Annotated in this window: 17 protein-coding genes and 1 riboswitch; of the genes, 7 read left to right on the plus strand and 10 right to left on the minus strand. The window is 43.2% G+C overall.

Annotated elements, in window-relative coordinates:
- Positions 1 to 33 precede the first annotated feature (33 nt).
- Positions 34 to 1,095 (minus strand): fatty acid desaturase, encoded by a 1,062-nt coding sequence (locus tag G9G57_RS14660; RefSeq protein WP_164965129.1) that lies wholly within the window; start codon positions 1,093 to 1,095, stop codon positions 34 to 36.
- Positions 1,096 to 1,307: 212 nt separating this feature from the next.
- Positions 1,308 to 1,391: riboswitch (ZMP/ZTP riboswitch) on the plus strand.
- A 113-nt stretch (positions 1,392 to 1,504) separates the two neighbouring features.
- Here G9G57_RS14660 and G9G57_RS14665 point away from each other — a divergent pair.
- The 3 genes from G9G57_RS14665 to G9G57_RS14675 all read left to right on the plus strand — a co-directional run bounded on the left by G9G57_RS14665 (position 1,505) and on the right by G9G57_RS14675 (position 4,728).
- The gene (locus tag G9G57_RS14665) at positions 1,505 to 2,371 is read left to right on the plus strand and encodes a bifunctional 5,10-methylenetetrahydrofolate dehydrogenase/5,10-methenyltetrahydrofolate cyclohydrolase (RefSeq protein ID WP_113050751.1); all 867 of its coding nucleotides are present in this window, start codon (positions 1,505 to 1,507) and stop codon (positions 2,369 to 2,371) included.
- On the plus strand, positions 2,368 to 3,006 hold the full coding sequence (locus G9G57_RS14670; protein WP_102998739.1) for a cyclodeaminase/cyclohydrolase family protein: 639 nt from the start codon (positions 2,368 to 2,370) through the stop codon (positions 3,004 to 3,006). The genes G9G57_RS14665 and G9G57_RS14670 overlap by 4 nt, the downstream gene beginning before the upstream one ends.
- Before the next feature lie 219 nt (positions 3,007 to 3,225).
- Entirely contained in the window at positions 3,226 to 4,728 is a 1,503-nt protein-coding gene (locus tag G9G57_RS14675; RefSeq protein WP_113050750.1) for a stalk domain-containing protein, read from the plus strand.
- Positions 4,729 to 4,846: 118 nt separating this feature from the next.
- On the opposite strand, the gene G9G57_RS14680 is transcribed toward G9G57_RS14675, so the two are convergent.
- Positions 4,847 to 5,839, minus strand: coding sequence for an ABC transporter substrate-binding protein (locus G9G57_RS14680; protein ID WP_113050749.1), 993 nt, complete (start codon positions 5,837 to 5,839; stop codon positions 4,847 to 4,849).
- 204 nt (positions 5,840 to 6,043) lie between these two features.
- Entirely contained in the window at positions 6,044 to 6,424 is a 381-nt protein-coding gene (locus tag G9G57_RS14685; RefSeq protein ID WP_017426240.1) for a winged helix-turn-helix transcriptional regulator, read from the minus strand.
- Between the two features lie 142 nt (positions 6,425 to 6,566).
- Here G9G57_RS14685 and G9G57_RS14690 point away from each other — a divergent pair, with 142 nt between their 5' ends.
- Positions 6,567 to 7,241 (plus strand): NAD(P)H-dependent oxidoreductase, encoded by a 675-nt coding sequence (locus tag G9G57_RS14690; RefSeq protein WP_016819845.1) that lies wholly within the window; start codon positions 6,567 to 6,569, stop codon positions 7,239 to 7,241.
- A gap of 112 nt (positions 7,242 to 7,353) precedes the next feature.
- On the opposite strand, the gene G9G57_RS14695 is transcribed toward G9G57_RS14690, so the two are convergent.
- From G9G57_RS14695 to G9G57_RS14705, 3 genes are all read right to left on the minus strand, one after another.
- Positions 7,354 to 10,266 carry an S-layer homology domain-containing protein gene (locus G9G57_RS14695; RefSeq protein WP_017426238.1) on the minus strand — a complete coding sequence of 971 codons (2,913 nt, stop codon included), beginning with the start codon at positions 10,264 to 10,266 and terminating at the stop codon, positions 7,354 to 7,356.
- 418 nt (positions 10,267 to 10,684) lie between these two features.
- Complete coding sequence (locus G9G57_RS14700; protein WP_017426237.1) at positions 10,685 to 11,392, minus strand: hypothetical protein; 708 nt, start codon at positions 11,390 to 11,392, stop codon at positions 10,685 to 10,687.
- A gap of 116 nt (positions 11,393 to 11,508) precedes the next feature.
- On the minus strand, positions 11,509 to 11,925 hold the full coding sequence (locus G9G57_RS14705; RefSeq protein ID WP_019686216.1) for a MerR family transcriptional regulator: 417 nt from the start codon (positions 11,923 to 11,925) through the stop codon (positions 11,509 to 11,511).
- A 260-nt stretch (positions 11,926 to 12,185) separates the two neighbouring features.
- Between G9G57_RS14705 and G9G57_RS14710 the strand changes: the two genes are divergently transcribed.
- Positions 12,186 to 13,226: an NAD(P)-dependent alcohol dehydrogenase gene (locus G9G57_RS14710; protein WP_019686215.1), complete on the plus strand. Its 1,041-nt coding sequence runs from the start codon at positions 12,186 to 12,188 to the stop codon at positions 13,224 to 13,226.
- A gap of 215 nt (positions 13,227 to 13,441) precedes the next feature.
- Here the strand turns inward: G9G57_RS14710 and G9G57_RS14715 are convergent, their stop codons facing one another.
- A complete protein-coding gene (locus G9G57_RS14715; protein ID WP_019686214.1) occupies positions 13,442 to 14,824 on the minus strand; it encodes an amino acid permease in 1,383 nt (460 codons plus the stop codon).
- Between the two features lie 487 nt (positions 14,825 to 15,311).
- Between G9G57_RS14715 and G9G57_RS14720 the strand changes: the two genes are divergently transcribed.
- Positions 15,312 to 16,076, plus strand: a complete 765-nt coding sequence (locus G9G57_RS14720; protein ID WP_019686213.1) for an SDR family oxidoreductase — start codon at positions 15,312 to 15,314, stop codon at positions 16,074 to 16,076.
- A gap of 109 nt (positions 16,077 to 16,185) precedes the next feature.
- Here the strand turns inward: G9G57_RS14720 and G9G57_RS14725 are convergent, their stop codons facing one another.
- Complete coding sequence (locus tag G9G57_RS14725) at positions 16,186 to 17,664, minus strand: protein adenylyltransferase SelO (protein ID WP_019686212.1); 1,479 nt, start codon at positions 17,662 to 17,664, stop codon at positions 16,186 to 16,188.
- 113 nt (positions 17,665 to 17,777) lie between these two features.
- Entirely contained in the window at positions 17,778 to 18,224 is a 447-nt protein-coding gene (locus tag G9G57_RS14730; protein ID WP_019686211.1) for a VOC family protein, read from the minus strand.
- A gap of 124 nt (positions 18,225 to 18,348) precedes the next feature.
- Between G9G57_RS14730 and G9G57_RS14735 the strand changes: the two genes are divergently transcribed.
- Entirely contained in the window at positions 18,349 to 19,287 is a 939-nt protein-coding gene (locus G9G57_RS14735) for a helix-turn-helix transcriptional regulator (protein WP_164965130.1), read from the plus strand.
- Between the two features lie 90 nt (positions 19,288 to 19,377).
- Here the strand turns inward: G9G57_RS14735 and G9G57_RS14740 are convergent, their stop codons facing one another.
- Positions 19,378 to 19,749 carry a hypothetical protein gene (locus tag G9G57_RS14740; protein WP_225164894.1) on the minus strand — a complete coding sequence of 124 codons (372 nt, stop codon included), beginning with the start codon at positions 19,747 to 19,749 and terminating at the stop codon, positions 19,378 to 19,380.
- Positions 19,750 to 19,888: the final 139 nt, after the last annotated feature.

Below are 19,888 nucleotides of genomic sequence, written 5' to 3' on the forward strand. Positions count from 1 at the left end.
CCCTTATTTTATCATACCAATTTCCGTACAACGTTATTTTCGTTCCGTGCCTACAACAGGCGTAGGGATGGGCTTTGAAGCGCCAACACGTTTGCTAAGCAGCGGCTTTACTTGTTTAAAGGTCAGAAAGGTCTTTGTACTTTCATCCCATAGTCGGAACTTTAAAGATTCCAGACTGCTACTCACCGTAATCGTGGTCGCCTTTTGCAGCAACGGTGTCGCTTCATGCGCTTTTTCCAAATTGTAATTTGGTACTTTCGGGCTCAAGTGGTGAACATGATGAAAACCAATATTACCTGTAATCCATTGCAATACTTTAGGAAGCTTGTAGTAAGAACTGCCCTCGACGGCCGCATTAATATAACTCCACTCTTCATCATGCTCAAAATACGAATCCTCAAACTGGTGTTGCACATAGAACAGCCAGATTCCCAACATACCAGAGACAAAAAAGATAGGCGTCTGTACCAGAAGGAATGCCTGCCAACCAATAGCCCAGCACAACAGTGCATACAATGCAACAATGGATATATTCGTCACATAAGTGTTTATCTTTTCCTTACGTTTGGCTGTCTTGACATTAAACCGATAGGAAATCAAAAAAGTATAGATTGGACCTAGGCCGAACATAACCCAAGGATTTCGATATACACGATAGGCCAGCCGTGTCCATGTGGAAGCTGCTGTGTACTCTTCTACCGTGAGCACCCACATATCACCTGTGCCTCTTTTATCCAGATTACTGCTGGTTGCATGGTGGATCGCGTGACTATTTTTCCATTGGTGATAAGGGCAGAGCGTAATAATACCTGTAATCGTTCCCACAATATCGTTCAGCTTGCGACTTTTGAAAAAAGATTGATGACCACAATCGTGAAAAATAATAAACGTCCGTACCACAAACCCTGCCGCAATAATGGTAATGGGAAGCGTCAGCCAGTAAGAAACCGCTAGGCTAAGATAAGCGGCATACCACAATAGGATCAGCGGTCCCAAGGTATTGAACAGTTGCAGAACGCTGGATTTCGTGTTTATTTTCTCGTAGGGAGCCATATTTTTTTTCAATTGAGCTAACGGGAGTTGTGTCATACCCATTATGATCCTCCTTTAAAATGCAGCCCATACCTTAATCCTGTCAGGCGTACATGTTGATCTAAGCTCAGTATAAGGAGACCGCTGTATCTGCTGTAGTCATAAACGTCAGTTCAGGCATATGACATTTGTCATATAGACAACTAACCAAACCTGTTTGGCAAATGTTCACGGGTTTCTTTTCTGCTGTTATTTTGTTAAAATATAAGATATATAACGCTGTATGTGACTGGCGAAGTCAGTGGAATGAACCACGAGGGAGCATACAATCAAGCGTACCGTTCGCCTGGGAGAAGTATTTGCAGAGGATTCGTCTGTCTTGACGACCTTGTGCAAATACTTTTTTTCGTTTTCTAAGACCATGACACCCTGTTGATTCCATTATGCGATAAATTCAGAGGAGGCTCGGACTATGGCTATTATCATGAAATCCAAAGAAGCAGCTGAGCAAGTGTATGCAACGATCCGTTCCCAAGTAGAGCAAATGAAACAGCAAGGACACCGTCCCCATCTGGCAACCCTGTTGATAGAGGGTGATGCGGCATCTGCATACTATGCACGGACCAAGCAAAAAATAGCAGAGAAGCTGGGCATCTCATTTCATCTCCATACTTTTAATCGTCATGTAAGCGAAGCCGAACTTCTGCACGTGATCGGTACCCTAAATGATGCATCCCATGTACATGGCATTATGCTGGAACTCCCGCTTCCTCAACATCTTTCTGCCTCCGTTATTAAACAGTCCATCGCCCCCTACAAGGATATTGATGGAATTACACCTGATAACAAACTGGCTACCGTTACGGGTGACGCAGGACTATACCCCGCTACACCTCAAGCCTGTATTGAACTGCTCAAGCATTACGGCCACTCCTTGGCAGGCAAAAATGTCACGCTCGTGGGCATCGGGCAAACAGTGGGACTTCCCCTTTTCCACATGCTGCAAAGAGAAAATGCCACCGTCACCGCCTGTCATGCAGGTACGCGTGATATTGCAGAGCATCTGAGCCATGCAGACATTGCCTTCGTCGCAGTCGGATGTCCTGATGTGATTACGCAGGATATGGTTCATCCAGGTCTGATTCTCGTGGATGCAGGAATTAATGAGACGCTGGAGGGTAAAATTGTGGGGGACGCTGCTCAGGACGTTGTAGAAAAGGTACATGCCATTTCTCCCGTTCCCGGTGGTGTGGGCACCTTAACGACTGCAATTTTGTACAAAAATCTGCTCAAAGCGATACGTCTGCAACATTACTCCAGAGAGGTGGTTTATTCATGAGTGAACTGTCGTGGAACCAGTCCATCGGACATTTTCTGAAAGAAGCTGCAAGTGCAGCGCCTACCCCTGGTGGAGGAAGTGTATCCGCGCTGGCTGCGGCACTAGGCGCAGCGATGACCTCCATGACCGCCAACCTTTCACAAGGAGAAAAATACACGCAATTCCGTGAACAAATGGTGCAAGTCATTAGCAGTATGGAAAGATTGTCTACGCATTGTGAGGAACTGATGGCCGCAGACATCCAATCCTTTGAACAGTACATGACCGCGCTGCGTTTGCCCAAAGAAACAGACGAAGAAAAGCGCTATCGCACCCATTCCTTACAAACAGCTGTGATTGCTGCCATTGAGGTACCTATGCGCCTGCTGGAAGTATGCCGGGACGGACTATCACAAGCCTACAACATTGTGGAAATATCCAATAAAAATGTGATCTCCGATCTGGGCATCGGTGCGATTTTGTTTGAAGCAGCCGCTCAATCCGCCCTGCTCACCATTGATATTAACCTTGCCTCGCTAAAAGACTTGGATGTCAAACAATCCTACGAAGCCAAAACAGCCACACTCCTCCGTGAAATCGGACAAATTAAAGAGCAAACCTTGTTGACCGTACGCAGTCGAATCGCGAGTAGTTAGCTCATACTGCGCTCTAGCTGTGCTAACCCATATATTCTACCTACTTGCTAACAGAAATAGCCTCCAAATCCATCTTTATTGGTTGGATTTGGAGGCTATTTTATTTTGATTCATTATATTTGGAAAACTTTTCTATACTTTCTTCGTCTATGGATTAGGGATATTCTTTAAGATTACTTTTTCTCTTATACACATTGATCAAGAAATGAGGAAAATCGTATGAAAAGACGTGGTCTATTACTCAGTATAATTACGTTATTACTGATCAGTCCCAGGGTGTGGGCGGCCGGAAATGATTCTACATCGCATATTCGCTCCTATAATTCCGGAAGTCTGATCCAATCCGATGGAAGCTTGTGGCTGTGGGGCTATAATCAATCCGTACCGACTCGTGTAGAGGGTAAGCCAAACGTAATAAAAACATTCTCTAATATCATCAACGAGGGTGATCTGGTATTTACCTTGCAAGACCACTCTGCTTGGTATGTGCCTAGAAACAACATTTCTGAATCTGTGAAGTTTGTTCCTCTGGAAGGACTACAGAACCTCGCTGCTGTAAGTAGTTTGAATGATCATGTACTCGCTCTGACCAACGAAGGCAGCATATTTCTCGCTGATCAACTCGAAGATAAAAATACCTTTAGTCCTTTTCAAATTCTGTCTGGCATCGACGAGGTTGCCGATATAGTCAGTTACTATGAGGAAAGACCGGATTATGAGGAACGCTGGATATTTCTTAAGAAAGACGGCAGTGTATGGAAAAACACAACAGCCTTACAGGGCTTCGAACCTATTTCACCATTAAAAGACATTACGGCAATTACTAAAAATATAGCCTTAAAAAAGAATGGTACCGTGTGGACGTGGCCCAAAGAATTTGATAAAAATGCAGCTCCGTCCGAAACGCTATCCGTATCGCAAATTCAAGCCTTATCGGGCATCAAGACCATCAAGGCTAATAGGTATTCCAATCTCGCCATTGATCAGCAAGGTCGGCTATGGTTCTGGGGGGCTACAGTTACAGGTGCCTTAGACAATACAACCTATCACAACACGAATACCCCTGTACTGCTAACAGGAGTAAAGGACGTTAAAGACGCCTTTTTCGTTGAGCGCTCCCTTCTTGCTCTAACCACTGCTGGCAATGTATATGTTGCATCTCTAGATGGCGAAAAATTATCCTCCCATGTCCCTTTTACATTACTTGCTCAAAATATTCAAAGCATCAAGGCAGGACCACGGCACGTCATCATGCAAAAGGCAAACGACGCACTGTGGGGCTGGGGTGTTAACAAACACGCGCAACTCGGCATAGGCGATTATGAATTTCTTTATAGTACGCCAGTTCCTGTACAAAAGCCGATTCTCGTCCGTCTCAACAGTACACCTGTCCCTCTAAGCAACGGTGTGATTACCCGCAATGGGCAGGCGTTTATTCCCCTGCGTTCTGTTTTTGATCAACTGGGAGCCGACATCACTTATGATTTCAACAGCAAAATAGCGAAAATGAATCAGTCCAAGGCGGGAGACCCTCCCGTCTCTCTAGAAATAAATTTTAAAACCAGCCAAACAAAAGTGAACGGTAAATCTGTAGAACTCACCAATCCACCCTTCATGGTGAACGGTATTGGTTATCTTCCACTGAGGCTCATCAGCGAGACACTGGGAGCCAAGGTAGATTGGATACAAAAAGAAGATACTATCGTAATTACGACGAAATAATATATAAAAGACCAGTCCAAACATGATTTATGTTGGACTGGTCTTTTATTGCTATATACTGCGTGTAGTATGCAACTTCCTATCTGCCTTCGACATTTCGTTACAACACAAAATTCACCTATTTTTTAGCTTTATTTTCTTTCTCTCTTTCAACCAGCATATCCACAATCATATCAATCTGTCCGGTAATAGCGATCGGATCATAGCGATAGTACGTATCAAAATCATTAAAGAACACTCTATTATTCTTCACCGCAGGCAGATTGCCCCACACAGCGGACGATTTCAGTTGCTTAAGCGCGGTTCCCTTTTTGTCTGGATCATAGGTTGTCAGGAACATGTAATCTGCGTCATACTGCGGCAGTACCTCCATTGAAAGCTGTACAGTTTGTTCCTTGGAATTAGCTGTCTTCTTCGGCATGTTCAGTTTGAGCGCATTGTATACGGCTTGTCCGCCTCGTCCTGCATTGTCGCCAAAGATCCAAAGTGCGTTTTTGTCCGTCAGCTCATACAACCCGAAAGTTGCCTTTTCGTCAATAACACCTTTCAGACGAGCGCGGCCTTCAGCAGCCTTTTTGTCAAAGGCGGCGATAAATTGCTCAGCCTTCTCCTTTTCCCCAGTGATATCGCCGAACAGCTTGACCGTATCATAGATATTAGTCGTGGTGCCGTACGGAATATACAGGGTAGGTGCAATTTTAGACAAAGCTTCATAATTCGTATCCTTCATAACCACGATCAGATCGGGTTTGAGTTCCAGCGTCTTCTCCAAATTGGTTGGATCACCTACCTCCTTGGTTCCTTTTTCCTTTAGCAAATCAGTCAGAAAAGGATTTTGAAACGCAGTCGGCTCCACACCCACCACGTTAGCACCAACAGACAGCAGTTCTCCGCCGTAAAAATCCGTTACGATACGCTGTGGCTTAGCGGGAATCTCAATATCCCCTTTAACCGTTTTAAAGTTCCTTGTCTCTCCAGTGGTAGCCGACTCTTGCTTATCTCTAGACGATGAAGCGGGATTACTTTCAGTATTATTTCCGCCGCATGCGCTGATAAATACAGCCAATACAAGCATCAAAGTAGCCAGCATAAATATCGATTTTTTCCTCAACCTATTAGCCCCCTATGTAATATGGTAATAGCCTTATACCATTATGATAATGATTATCAATATCGTAAGAAATATATCAAGCGTCATCCTTGCTGTCAACTGCAAAGCGAACTTTTTATTATTTCACTTTTAAAATAAAAAGACCTGCCAAAATGATGGCCAGGTCTTTTGGATGCGGCTGCTTCTTAAACCTACAAATTGGGGCTAGGTTGCTGAAGGGCTGCTTTCCGGTGATCGCTGTTTTGTTTTATATTCTTCTCCCCAATCCTTCATCAGATTAATAATCGGGATGAGTGTTTCTCCAAACTCGGTGAGAGAGTATTCAACCTTAGGCGGAACCTGCTGGTAGACTTCACGATGAACGACACCGTCCTCTTCCAGCTCGCGCAATTGGAGTGTCAGCATACGCTGGGTAATTCCCGGGCAGATCCGCCGAAAATCACTAAATCGCTTAGTCCCATACATGAGATGGTATAAAATAATCCCTTTCCACTTGCCCCCAATCACATCCAACGTGTACTCAACAGGACACGCCTGATCATTCCCAGCGGTACATTCACCAAAACCGCCTTTCCGATTGCGCATTGGCCCTTCTCCTCCTTGGTATCATTTTATATACTACAGCACATTAATGTGCGTACTTCAAAAATGGTCATGTATATTCTAATATTAGTCATGCACTTAGTAAGCGTCAATTTCAATCACAACCATAAGGAGTGGAATCACGATGGAAACCTTAACAACCACTAAAGATCAAATCTTGGCTGCATACAAGTTCAGACATGCTACAAAAGAATTTGATAGTCATAAGAAAATTAGCGATTCCGATTTTGAGTTTATTCTTGAAACCGGTCGTTTATCCCCAAGCTCGTTTGGCTTTGAACCCTGGAAATTTGTTGTCGTCCAAAGTAAAGATATGCGTGAGAAGCTGTTGCCCTATTCCTGGGGGGCCACAAAACAGTTGCCAACAGCAAGCCATTTCGTACTTATTCTCTCCAGATTGCCTAAAGATATGGTAGCTTCATCCGATTATATCAAGAATATGATGGTAAACGTGCAGCAATTACCTGCTGAAGTGATGCAAGGCAAAGAGAAGGTATATGACGCCTTCCTAAAATCAGATTTTGCGCTTGAGGAAAATGAAAGAGCTATGTTCGAGTGGGCATGCCGACAAACCTATATCGCACTGGGCAATATGATGACTGCCGCAGCTCAAATCGGCATTGATTCCTGCCCTATCGAAGGTTTTAATAAACAAGAAATTGAACGCATCCTCTCCGAAGAAGGCATTATGGATGCCGAGCATTTCGGTATTTCTTGTATGGTGGCTTTTGGATACCGCCTGAACGAGCCGCGCGACAAAACTCGGCGACCTGTAGATCAGATTGTGGAGTGGGTATAAAGCGCGGAATATCCTTATTAAAAACAAAGGGCGCTCCAAGCCATTTCCATGGCTAGGGGCGCCCTCTTTACATAAAACTATAGTTCCTAAAAGTGCTGTCACTTCATAACGCCTACTGATAATTCACTTCTTCCACGAAATAGATTTCCTTCAAACGAGTTTTCACACGCTGAATTTCATCTACTGTTAAAGGAGCCGTTGGACATAGCTTGAAGTTCCTTCCAGTGACATAGCTTACGTCCGTGTGACTATTTTCCGGGCTGTAAGCAAGCTTCGGAACCGGTTTTGAGGTATAATCGGTAAAGTCAATAATGGACCATGCCGCATCTCCATCCTCTTTGGATAAAATAATCCGCTGTGAGGCATTTTCAGTCCACAAATAGCGCAGATTTGCCGGTGAATTATTGGAATCCATAGCCGTCTTTATTCCTGAACCTCTAAACATAAGCGTAAACTCAGTATGATCATTATTAGCTCCTGCTACCGATTCATAAATCTGTTTCAGCCCGTCAACACCCACAATCTCGACCTTGCGATCAAGCGGGAAATGATTCACAAAGTTCTCCCATATTGGACCCATGTTATGGGTGTTGGCAAGTGCGTTGATGTCCAAAATAATAGACAAGTAGTTTACCGTATTTATACGTTGATAAGGGTTATCCAAATATTGCTGTACTATATACAGTTGTGGTGCCGCATCCGTCTCCGTCACATAGGGATCACCCGGATGAAGAGTCCAGCGTGAGGAATCTTTCGTATAGCGTGACCCAATCGGATCAATCGTAACCGAGTTCATGAATACGGTACCGCTATTATCAGCGATTCCTTGTGCGGGAACAATTGGATTGTCCTTATGAGACCAGTAAGGCATCAAAGGTGAGCCCTCACCATACATGCCGTTGACATTATATTGTGTAGCCGACCATCCCATCGCGGATGTAATTCGATAGTGATCCTTAAGCCATTGAGTCTGTTCGGGATTCACCGTAAAGCTGGTCAATGATTTCGGCAGATACTTCCGATATTGGTCTGTATCCATGCTTTCAAACACGGATGGTGATCCCATTGTACCGGATTGGTGCAGCTCATTGAATGCATTGTAACGGTACATATACAGCCACTCGTCCATCCGGGTTTCCCAAATAGGTAACTCGTATAGCTTATTCGGATACCCGGCCAGTATCCCGACTTCATCTCCATACTGATCGACGTAATCCAGAACCTGTTTAAGCTGCGGTCGGTTCGATTCCACAAAAACAAATCCGTTTTCCATCGCCCACGTCACTTTGATGTTGGGACCAAAGTGATCCATCAGCAATTGACGAGATTGCTTGATTTGGTCTACGGTAGTCACGCTTCCCTGCAGCATGATGGAGACAGCAAAATATTGCTTCTTGCGTTCCCCGGGTTCTACCGTTAATTCCGCATCAGATGTGAAAAGAATCCCTTGGGATGGTGACTCAACCGTGAGCTTTAATGGAATAACCGAGTTTACTACCGGAATCAAATGCAGATTGGCAATCTTTCCATCCTCGTCAAATATTCCTCTGGAATCCTCTACCCGAAGTATCAAGTCGGACGGCAGCATTTCAGGAGCTATAACCTCTCCTTTAGCATTATGAAATACGTAGGACATTTTCCAAGCAGCGGGATCTAAAGCAGCAGCCTCTGAAATAGTATACGTAGACGAGTATACGGACCTGATTACATTCGGTGGCTCTGCCGGCGGAGTCTTCCCTTTCACGATCAGCTTGGTCTGAGCTGTAAGGACCTGATAAGGTTTGGCAATAGTGACCTTCATCTCTACAGGAATGAAGCTGTCCGCAGCCGGAATATTTTCAGGATGTGCGATTTTCCCTTGTACATCAAACACGCCTAACTCATCACTAAATGTGTACGTAACACTTGTGACGCTGGCAGCAGGAATGCTTACTGGACGCCCTTCATGGTAGAGCTGAAAGGATAGCTGATACGAAGAGTACGTTTCCGGCTGATTTACCAGCTCCTCCGCCTTGATTACGACTTCATCTACCAGAAAATCCGAAGAAGGATCCGATGGATCTACTGGAATTACTGGTGGTTTGGGATTAGGCACCGGTGGTGTGACTGGCGAGTCCGGTCTCGGCTTCGGTGGTATCACCGGCGGTTCCGGCTTCGGTTTCGGTGGTGTCACTGGCGGTTCCGGTTTCGGCTCTATTGGTGTCACCGGGGAGACTGGTGAATCAGGTCTTGGGCGATGCCTTTTAGGCTCCTCAATTTCCGAATTCACAGGTTGTTGCCTAATTTCCGGTGTCAAATCGACCGCAATCTTCTGCGATTCTTGTTGGCTGGTCGCCTGAGGCATCGTTGCAGCTCCATTTCCTAATGACTCCAGCAAACGTTTGGCACGTTCTCTCAGACCGTCACCGCCTAGCCATATCCGATAAGCAACCAGCGTGGCGTCCTGCCGTCTCACAGACTCTTTAGGATGGAAATAGTGATTCGTATCCCCCTCGATCAGCTCCAACCGTTCCATTAGCCATACACTCGTTTGTGCATAGTCTGATATATCTGATTGATCCACAAAACTGGATATTCCAGCAGATCGGGTAACACCAAAATACCGGGCATACCAAACGGCCATATCCTGACGGGTCATATTGTGCCTGGCACCAAATAATTGATCGCTAATCCCTTTCGTAATGCTCTCTTCCTGCAAGGCCTGTACATAAGGTAAGGCCCATGGTGACACATCCCGAAAAGAAGTTACGCCTCTGTTATTCGATGTTCGCTTTAAGGTTTTAGCAAAAATGCTTGCCCATTCCTGACGCGAGATAAAATGTAAAGGTCGAAAGCTCCCATCCTGATAACCTGTAACATAACCTTGAGCAGCCATGGCCTCAATCGCATCAGCTGCATAGGAATGTTCGATATCGTTAAAGGCTCTGTTCGCAAAAACAGGCGCACTATGTATACAGAACAACCAGACAGCCAGTAAACCAGCCATGTAATGCCTAATTTGTTTCAACCTTTTTTCACAGTTCATTATTTGAGATCATTACACCTCCTTTACGAGATGGCACTGGGCCACTTTCACCTGTACCTTCATATCAACTTTGAAAATAAATCTCTTTTGTTTTCAAACGATTTTTCATTACTGTTAACACCAAACTGTATATACTTGGTTTATCGGAATAATCTCTCTAGGATTGAATAAAGCCAGCAAAAAAAGTGGTTTGAGCAATCTGCTGTCCTGCTCATTCACCCTGTTTTTTTAAGCCGTAATTCCCTATCACTAAACAATGGTTTTCATTGGCAATTAAATATTTATCACCTTTGGGTTATCATTTTATTCATGTATACAAACAAAAAAAGAGATGACACCTGTATCCGCATTCGTCTGAATACAAAATGTTATCTCATTTTTTGTGTAAGATGCACTTATTAAATTCTGTCTTCTCTTTCTAATCCTTTTTCAACTCAGAGCCCTTATAAATATAAAAGTAGCCCTTTAAAGATCCGTTTTGTGGATAAGCAGCAGGATCTTTGTCTTTTATTTGAGCTACCCACTCTCGGTTTATAAGCGTAGAGGGGCCTTCCTCAACTAGTGCTTCAGCAGACATTCCAGTGATTGGTTTTGCTGCGCTGGACCAGAATGCAACTAAGTATACATCGTCAGCATTAAAATGATAGCGTTCTTCACTTGGAGTTCCCTCATAAAACAGCTCAGCCAACGAAGCTGCCTCAGATCCTCTCATAAAAATTCGAATCTCATCGGTTCCGTTCCATGTATGAGGAATTCCGTCTTTTGGATTAATGTATTCTACAGTTTCTGGCTCCTTGTCGGTATTAAAATCAACAACTGCATATTTATAAACCTCATCCGTTACACTCTTGGTTGCAAATTCAGTTGTTTTCTCTGTTCGGTAGCCACTGAACTTTCCATACACATTCGGGGTTTTGCTAATCGCAGCAAAGGCCTTTTCCTGATCCATAAATCCAGCTCTACCGGCTACCGGTGTCAGCCTGTAGGTCTTGATTTCAGTCCCCTTGTACTGATCCCAAGAGTATTCGTAATAATATTTTGCATAAGATATTCCACTGTTCCACCCTACGGATACCAGCATGATAATACCTAGCATGAATACTACTGGCCATTTTTTCAACTTCATACCCACAACCTCTTTTCTTCATATACACTCAAATCATCATTAGAATTATAGCTTTTCAATAATTCTACTAACAGTTAAATATTAGAAGGAAGTGTGGATAAATTATGTCTTTTCTGTTAGTTAGTCATGTGACTCCCTATATTATTGTTTTTATGAATATTTTCCGTTCCGGCATCCAATGCAGTTTTGTAATATAAGCATTTATGTTCAATAACCTCCATTGTTTTTCTTAGTTCCTCCATTTGTGCTTCTACAGTCGCTTTTCGTTCCAAAAACATGTCATATCTTTGTTGTAGTGTGGAATCTCCCCCAGAACACCAATCAATGAAATTTTTAATTTCTTTGATCGGCATTCCGGTGGATTTTAGACATTCAATTATTTTTAAAGCGTCAATATCGGATTCTTTAAATAATCTTGTTCCGCTAGATGTCCGTTCTACAAAAGGCATAAGTCCCTCCTTGTCGTAGTAACGCAATGCATATGCTGTAAGATTCAATTCTTTAGCAACTTCGCTGATCGAATATGTCTTCATCATGTATCTCCTATCCTTAATGATATAGACTTCGAGTTAACTCTAGGAATAAAGGGATTCTATCAAGCTATTGGTGGAGTGTCAAAGTCTCCTAGCATAATTTTTAAAAAGGATTATAGGTAGTTGCTTGACTTAGAGTTAACTATAAGGATTAACATTGATCTGCAAGAGGAAAACTTCAATCGACTTCACTTAGTTTTCACTTTGTATTCAATACAATTACTTTCTCTTGAAAAATATAAGTAATTAGGAGGCTATTTATGATTACTGCTAAAGCACGAGCTGTCGACGGCCCAGACAAACCGTTTCGAGCGGCTGAAATTAAACGACGGGATCTTGATTCACATGATGTATTGATTGAAATTAAATATGCTGGCATATGCCATTCTGACATCCACACTGCTCACGGCGAATGGGGACCCGTGAACTACCCACTTGTACCTGGACATGAAATTGCAGGGATTGTTACGGATGTAGGAGCTGAAGTTACAAAGTACACAGTTGGTGACCGGGTAGGAGTTGGCTGTATGGTTGATTCCTGTGGCGAATGCGAGAACTGTCGTAAAGGAGAGGAACAATACTGCCTTAAAGGAAATGTCCCTACCTACGCTGGTGTTGACAAATACGGCGAGCCTACACAAGGCGGGTATTCCACCCACATTGTCGTAACTGAGGATTTTGTAGTAAGAATTCCAGATAATATTGAGCTTGACGTGGCTGCTCCATTACTTTGCGCAGGTATTACGACTTATTCGCCGTTAAACCACTGGGGAGCTGGCCCAGATAAGAAAGTGGCAGTTGTGGGTATGGGAGGCCTTGGCCATATGGCTATCAAGATCGCACATGCTATGGGTGCTGAGGTAACCGTTCTATCACAAACATTAAAGAAAAAAGAAGATGGCTTGCAATTTGGCGCGGATCACTATTATGCCACAAGCGAGCCAGAAACATTTGAAAAACTGGCTGGACGCTTTGACTTGATTATTAATACGGTAAGTGCCAACATCGATCTGAACGCTTATTTTGCACTACTCACTCTTGACGGAACTTTGGTGAACGTCGGTGCCCCTGGCGAGCCGATGTCACTCAATGTGATGTCCCTTATCGGACATCGCCGTTCATTTGCAGGATCAATGATAGGAGGCATCCGCGAGACACAGGAAATGCTGGATTTCTGTGCGAAACACAATATTGTTCCTAAAATTGAAGTGGTATCAGCTGACCAGATTGACGAAGCCTACAAACGAGTATTAGCATCTGATGTGAAGTACAGATTCGTGATTGACATTAGCACAATGTAAGCTAGGTAAATCAATAAGTTGTAAAAGCAGTTTTAATTTGAAGGTGTCTCCAAGTATAGCTTGGGGATACCTTCGCTTTATTTTGCAATGATCACACCCTTCTGTAGCTCACTCACAGCCTTCCCATTGCTCTATTCCTCTTCATATAAAAAGAAAAGCCGAGTGCAACTCAGGACATCTGAATTACACTCGGCAAATACTACATCTTGAGCAGCCTATTCGTGTTTCTCTAATTCTTCAATTCTCTGCCGCTTTCCTATGCCAAAGACAAAATATCCAACAACGACGATCGCCATGAATGTTGCCCCGACAATCAACGACAAGCGTGTATCCGGATTAAACCACATTCCAACGATTACCAGCAACAAAAAGATAATAGTGATGTAATTACTGATCGGGAAAAAACGAGACTTAAAATTATGATCTTCCATTTCGTTTTTCCACTTTTTCCGGAATTTAAATTGACTGATGGCTAATGCAAACCACGGTACCATACCCGGGAGAACACTAGCGCTGTAAATATACAAAAACAGTTTGGAATCAGGCATTAGGTAGTTAAATAACACGCCTACCAGTAGCAATGAAATGGTCGTTATTATACTATTTCTAGGGACACCGCTTGCGGAAACCTTCCCGAAGAACTTAGGAGCTTGTCCGTTCTTAGCCAATGTATATAACATTCTGCCCGCACTATAAATACCACTGTTGCAACCTGACATCGCAGCTGTAAGTACAACAAAGTTAATAATACCCGCAGCAGCTACAATTCCCACCTTGGCAAAAGTCAGAACAAACGGGCTGCCAATCTCGCCAATTTGGTTCCAAGGATAAATCGTAACAATGACAAAGATTGCCCCTACGTAAAAAATCAGAATACGCCAGATGATGTTTTTAATAGCTTTTCGCAGGGTCATTTTCGGATTTTCTGCTTCACCCGCTGTAATGCCTACCATCTCAATCCCCTGGTAAGCCGCCGTTACAATACATAGTGCAAATAGGAACCCTTTTAACCCTCCTGCAAAAAAACCACCATGGCTGACTAGATTGGATAGACCTATCGGTTGTCCGCCGTTACCGAGGCCAAAGAAGATCATCCCCGTACCAACTACTAGCATGAAGATAATAGCGATAATCTTAATCATCGCAAACCAAAACTCAAATTCTCCATAGAATTTCACAGCCGCTAAATTGGCCAGCGCAATAATAATTACACCTGCCAAAGCCGGCAACCATTGCGGGATATCCGGGAACCAGTAGCCCACATATACCCCAATCGCAGTGACCTCCGCCATTCCTACAGTAACCCATAAGAACCAATAGCTCCAAGCGGTCAAGAAACCGGCCAAAGGGCTGATGTATTTATGAGCAAAGGTAGCAAATGAGCCCGTCACCGGTTCAAGAATCAGCATTTCCCCCATGATCCGCATGACAAAAAACATAATAATCCCAGCTAAGAGATAAGCCAACAGCACCGAAGGACCTGCCCATTTTATCGTACTTGCCGATCCCATAAACAAGCCAACGCCAATCGTGCCCCCAAGCGCAATCAACTCAACGTGTCGTGGCTTCAGCCCTCTCGTTAATTGTTTCGATTCCAAAAGAACGCTCCCCTTCGTATATGTTCGTCATCAAATGCTAATGATCCGGAAAACTGCCCCCAAACATTATTAATTTTCAGACTGACGTGGTTGATCGAACGACTACACAGTAGCTCCACGATTCATAAATATACAAAGTCAACCACGTCCTATTTGCCGTCCAAACCTTACTGTTTCTAAGACCGAGTCCGTAGCATTAGATGCATTGTATGACAAAAAACGTCTAAATACAACTGCTAATTAGCAGACATTTTTAGACATGAAATGGAAAGGAAGGAGATTCATTTTACTGAACATTGGTCAATTCAATGTAATGCATTAGAGCGTTGAAGATACGTGTTTTTTCAATGATAAATATCACGATATTAAGCTTGTTTAAAGCCTATATCCATACAGTGTAAAACATAAGCTCCGAATGAAAGAGCAACATTTCAAACATACCCTTGTGATATAACTATGCATGAATTCCAAACAAGGAGATGAAGACATGAGTAAGTTAAAAGGTCAAATCGCTTTAGTAACTGGTGCAAGTCGAGGAATCGGTCGTGGCATTGCATTACGTCTGGCTCGGGAGGGGGCCATTGTCGCAGTACACTACGGAAAAAGGCATAGAGAAGCAGATGAGGTGGTTCATCAAATTGAGCAACTTGGAGGGGCTGCATTTACGATTGGTGCTGACTTCAGTGCCCTGAACGGCATTCATGATTTATATGCGAAATTGGATGAAGCGCTTCGGGAATGTACAGGCGATAATCGGTTTGATATTCTCGTCAATAACGCTGGAATAGGTCAAATTGTCCCTCTGGAAGAGACAACAGAAGAATCTTTTGACGAAGTCATGAACATGAATGTCAAAGCACCTCTTTTTGTTACCCAGCAAGCTTTGCCGCGTCTAAAAGATGGAGGCCGCATTATCAATCTCTCATCGTTTGTTACACGCGTGGCCTCCCCTAGTGTTTTCGCATATAGCATGTCAAAGGGGGCCATCGACACACTAACGCACGTTTTGGCTCATCAACTTGGGAGCCGCCATATTACCGTCAACGCCATCCAACCAGGCATTATCAATACAAAGATGAATAGCGGAACCTTACAAGATCCTGACGGGCAGAAATTTGCCGCTGGCCTTTCGACCTTTAAACGTTGGGGAGAGCCTGAAGATGTTGCAGATATAGCTGCCTTTCTTGCCTCAACGGATAGCCGCTGGATAACGGGTCAATTGATTGATGCAAGTGGTGGATCTCATCTGTAAATGAACAGATTCAAAATAAAAACAAAATGCGTTGGTGAGAGAGAGTCGTTCTTCTCCACCAACGCATGAAATACGTTATCAGCCAATTGTTCAACATGACTACTACAGATCAGGTACCGCAAAATGTTCGGTAAGGACAAGTGGATTCCTCAGGCAATGTAGAGTAAATTTCCTGTTCGGTAGAATAAGCATAAGGGTTCGAAAGAACTTCAAGAAGCTGCTCCATCACTCGGTAATCTTCTCGTTCCACCGCAGCCTCCAGTGCTTCTTCTACCCGATGGTTGCGCGGGATAATTGCGGGATTGCTGTTGCGCATCAGCTGATGTGAGGAGGCTTCGGATTCCTGCTGTCTGTCCAGCCTCGCCTGCCACTGCTCGTGCCACGGGGTAAAATCCGCCGTGCTGAACAAAACCGTATCCTCCAGCTTGTTTAAAGTGAGGGCACGGAAGGTATTGGTGTAGTCCGCGCGATGCTTCTGCATGATTTTAAGAAGATCCTCAATAAGGGACTCATCCTGCGACTCTTCGTTAAAGATCCCCAATTTGGCCCGCATTCCCGCAAGCCAATGATGGCGAAACATGTTTGCAAAATCTGAAATTGCATCCTCGGCCATTTTGACAGCCTGCTCTCTGTTGTCATGCAGCAGTGGCAAGAGGGTCTCCGCCAATCTCGCGAGATTCCACGCAGCGATATGCGGCTGATTGACATAAGCATAGCGGCCCTGCATGTCGATGGAACTGAACACCGTCTCAGGATTATAGGTATCCATAAAGGCGCAAGGACCATAATCAATGGTTTCTCCGCTAAGGGTCATATTGTCGGTATTCATCACTCCGTGAATAAAACCCACCAGCTGCCATTGAGCGATCAGCTTCGCCTGACGCTTAATCACTTCCTGAAGCAGTGAAAGGTAACGGTTTTCGTCATTGGCAACTTCCGGATAGTGTCGTTCCAATGTGTAATCAGCCAGAGTCTGCAGATCTTGGGACGTGCCCCATGCTGAGACATATTGAAAGGTGCCGACGCGAAGATGACTGGCAGCCACACGAGTCAGAATGGCACCGGGCTGCTCTGTTTCCCGGACGATCGCCTCACCCGTGATTACCACCGCCAAGCTGCGGGTGGTAGCGATACCTAGCGCATGCATCGCTTCGCTGATGATGTATTCGCGGAGCATCGGCCCAAGTGCCGCACGGCCATCACCACGACGGGAGTACGGCGTTCTGCCTGAGCCCTTGAGCTGAATATCAACCCGTTTGCCCGAGGGAGTGATCTGCTCGCCGAGCAGCAGAGCACGGCCGTCTCCTAGCATGTTAAAATGCCCAAATTGATGTCCTGCGTAAGCTTGAGCAAGAGGCGTAGCACCCTCGGGAACCTGATTGCCGGCCAATATCGCTACGGCATCATCTCTTTGCAGAGCATTTTCGTTCAAACCCAGTGAGACTGCCAACGGATGATTTAAAATGATCAGCTTTGGTGAGCGAACAGGATTTGGATTGAGCTTCGTAAACATGGATTCCGGCAGACGAGAATAACTGTTGTCGAAGTTCCACCCTATTTTATCAGCTATTTCTTTTTTCTCCGTCATAGTGTCTCCTTTTCTGCTGTGGTATCTTGGATTTGCCCATTTTAGTTTTTACTTCTATCCATTTATTATCCACTTTTCACCATGCTGTTGTACCTTTCAGCCTGCTTTTTTTATTATAATCGATGATCATACATGAATTGTATTTGGATACCGAACGGGTCTTCTACAATACCGTAGGCTTGGCTAAACACATTACCAGATAAAGGTACAATGATTTTCACTCGCTCATCTGTTATTAGACTATGATAAAAATGTTCAATTTCTTCTCTGTCAGCACTTTGAATACATAATGAAATGTTATTCCCTACGGTATATTCCTCATTGGGATTCATTGGTTCTTCTGCTATCATAACCTTTGTTCTTCCGATCAATAAGACAGAATGAGAAATATAATCTTTATTTTCATCAGTAAGCTGTATTGAGCTGTCACGTTTGGCCATGTCCTGATAAGTAACAAGAAATCGTTCCTCTGCGTTAAAATGTTTTTTGTAAAAAGCTATGGCTTCCTTTGCTTTTCCGTTCATGGATAAGAAAATAGCTACTTCCAGTGTTGTACTCATGGGTTCAATCTCCTTTTTTATCATGCTCTTAGGTAGATATCTTATAGATTTGATATATTCCCTTGAACCTATTATCATTTGTAAAGGTATCAAAACATGACACCTTTTATAAGGAGATTTATGTATGAAGAAACCCGAAAGATTAAATGACATGATTAGATACTTAAACAGTCGTGAGTACTTTAATTTAAATGATCTCATGGATAAATACCACATTTCAAAAAGTACAGCCCTACGTGATATTAGTTCATTAGAACAATTAGGTATGCCTATTTATTCGGAACATGGCCGACATGGACGATATGGTATCTTAAAAAACAGACTGTTATCCCCTATTATTTTTACGATGGATGAAGTGTATGCTCTGTACTTTGCCATGCTAACCTTAGAAGCTTATCAATCTACACCCTTTCATTTGAGTGTTAATAAACTCAATGAAAAGTTTGAACACTGTCTTTCTAAATTACAAATAAACCAGATTCATAAAATGAAAAAGGTTCTACAATTTGAAATATATCAGCATAATCATATTAGTCGTTATTTAGATAAAATTCTAACCAGCGTTCTTAATGAGACGTACTGTAAGATTCAATATTCAAAAAATAACCAGAACAAAAGTTATCATGTTCAATTTTTCAAGATTTCCGCTAAGTTTGGCCAATGGTACGCTACTGGAATAGAGTTAAATACGAACAAATATAGGGTTTTCAGATGTGATCGAATCACCTCAATAGAAGAAGAGGAAATCAATTCTCACTGTTCTATAGATGAACTCCTTATTCGTTCATTAGAAATGTATCAATCTGAGAAGAGCATTGATTTTGAAGTAGAAATTGTAGAACAAGCCAAGGATATCTTTTATAAAGAACATTATCCTTCTATGAAAATAGAACAGGGTCATAAAACAGTCATAAAAGGATTTTATAATCCTGGAGAAGAAGAGTTTATCGCTAATTACTTTATGAGATATGATCATTATGTACGATCCGTGAAGCCTGAATCTTTAAAACAGATTATTAAAGAAAGAGTTGAGCACCTCTTAAACCACTATCAAAAATTATAAGATCATCGAAGGTTTGTTCAAAATGCTCTCTACATTTAGCAGGGAAAAGAAGCCTCAAGCTCCTTTTCCCTGCTAACGATGACATTGGTATTATGGCTTCCGTTTGGCGATAACAGCATAAGATACCGTTCTTGTGGTTCCCGTTGGATTCCATGCAGTAAAGAACCATCTGTCTTCAGCCGCAGAATAGTTATCGAGCAGAAACCCTTGCTGATTTCCCGAGAAAATCCATGAACCGCTAATCAGATTGTAGTCGTTACCGTTAATCGTAGTGCTTCTAAAGCTATTAGGAGAAATAGTGACCGGAGCGAAAGTGAAGCGTGCAAACCCATCTCCAAGTTGAGTTACACGAATGGCTTTTTTAACATTCATAACCACATGGCTTCTTTTTTTCAGTTTTTTCCCCAATTTTGCTTCCGCTTTTCTAATTTTCACTAAAGTTGCCTTTCGCAAAGAAATCATCTCCTTCATTGTTATACTTATAGTTAATGAAGGACTAAATGCTTTTGAATGGACAAAATCCCCGGTAAATTGGCTGGATTTTCTGGAGGTGCTGAAACAAAAAGCCCTTCCTTAAAATAAAGGAGGGCTTGATACCGCT

Source organism: Paenibacillus sp. EKM211P (assembly GCF_011066175.1).
GTDB classification, from domain to species: Bacteria; Bacillota; Bacilli; order Paenibacillales; family Paenibacillaceae; genus Paenibacillus; species Paenibacillus polymyxa.

Excerpts from the sequence above, each read along its gene's own strand:
- G9G57_RS14700 (WP_017426237.1), bottom strand. The coding sequence starts at position 11,392 with ATGAAGTTGAAAAAATGGCCAGTAGTATTCATGCTAGGTATTATCATG.
- G9G57_RS14720 (WP_019686213.1), top strand. The coding sequence starts at position 15,312 with ATGAGTAAGTTAAAAGGTCAAATCGCTTTAGTAACTGGTGCAAGTCGA.
- G9G57_RS14710 (WP_019686215.1), top strand. The coding sequence starts at position 12,186 with ATGATTACTGCTAAAGCACGAGCTGTCGACGGCCCAGACAAACCGTTT.
- G9G57_RS14735 (WP_164965130.1), top strand. The coding sequence starts at position 18,349 with ATGAAGAAACCCGAAAGATTAAATGACATGATTAGATACTTAAACAGT.
- G9G57_RS14725 (WP_019686212.1), bottom strand. The coding sequence starts at position 17,664 with ATGACGGAGAAAAAAGAAATAGCTGATAAAATAGGGTGGAACTTCGAC.
- G9G57_RS14660 (WP_164965129.1), bottom strand. The coding sequence starts at position 1,095 with ATGGGTATGACACAACTCCCGTTAGCTCAATTGAAAAAAAATATGGCT.
- G9G57_RS14705 (WP_019686216.1), bottom strand. The coding sequence starts at position 11,925 with ATGAAGACATATTCGATCAGCGAAGTTGCTAAAGAATTGAATCTTACA.
- G9G57_RS14695 (WP_017426238.1), bottom strand. The coding sequence starts at position 10,266 with ATGAACTGTGAAAAAAGGTTGAAACAAATTAGGCATTACATGGCTGGT.
- G9G57_RS14675 (WP_113050750.1), top strand. The coding sequence starts at position 3,226 with ATGAAAAGACGTGGTCTATTACTCAGTATAATTACGTTATTACTGATC.
- G9G57_RS14690 (WP_016819845.1), top strand. The coding sequence starts at position 6,567 with ATGGAAACCTTAACAACCACTAAAGATCAAATCTTGGCTGCATACAAG.
- G9G57_RS14665 (WP_113050751.1), top strand. The coding sequence starts at position 1,505 with ATGGCTATTATCATGAAATCCAAAGAAGCAGCTGAGCAAGTGTATGCA.
- G9G57_RS14670 (WP_102998739.1), top strand. The coding sequence starts at position 2,368 with ATGAGTGAACTGTCGTGGAACCAGTCCATCGGACATTTTCTGAAAGAA.
- G9G57_RS14685 (WP_017426240.1), bottom strand. The coding sequence starts at position 6,424 with ATGCGCAATCGGAAAGGCGGTTTTGGTGAATGTACCGCTGGGAATGAT.
- G9G57_RS14740 (WP_225164894.1), bottom strand. The coding sequence starts at position 19,749 with ATGATTTCTTTGCGAAAGGCAACTTTAGTGAAAATTAGAAAAGCGGAA.
- G9G57_RS14730 (WP_019686211.1), bottom strand. The coding sequence starts at position 18,224 with ATGAGTACAACACTGGAAGTAGCTATTTTCTTATCCATGAACGGAAAA.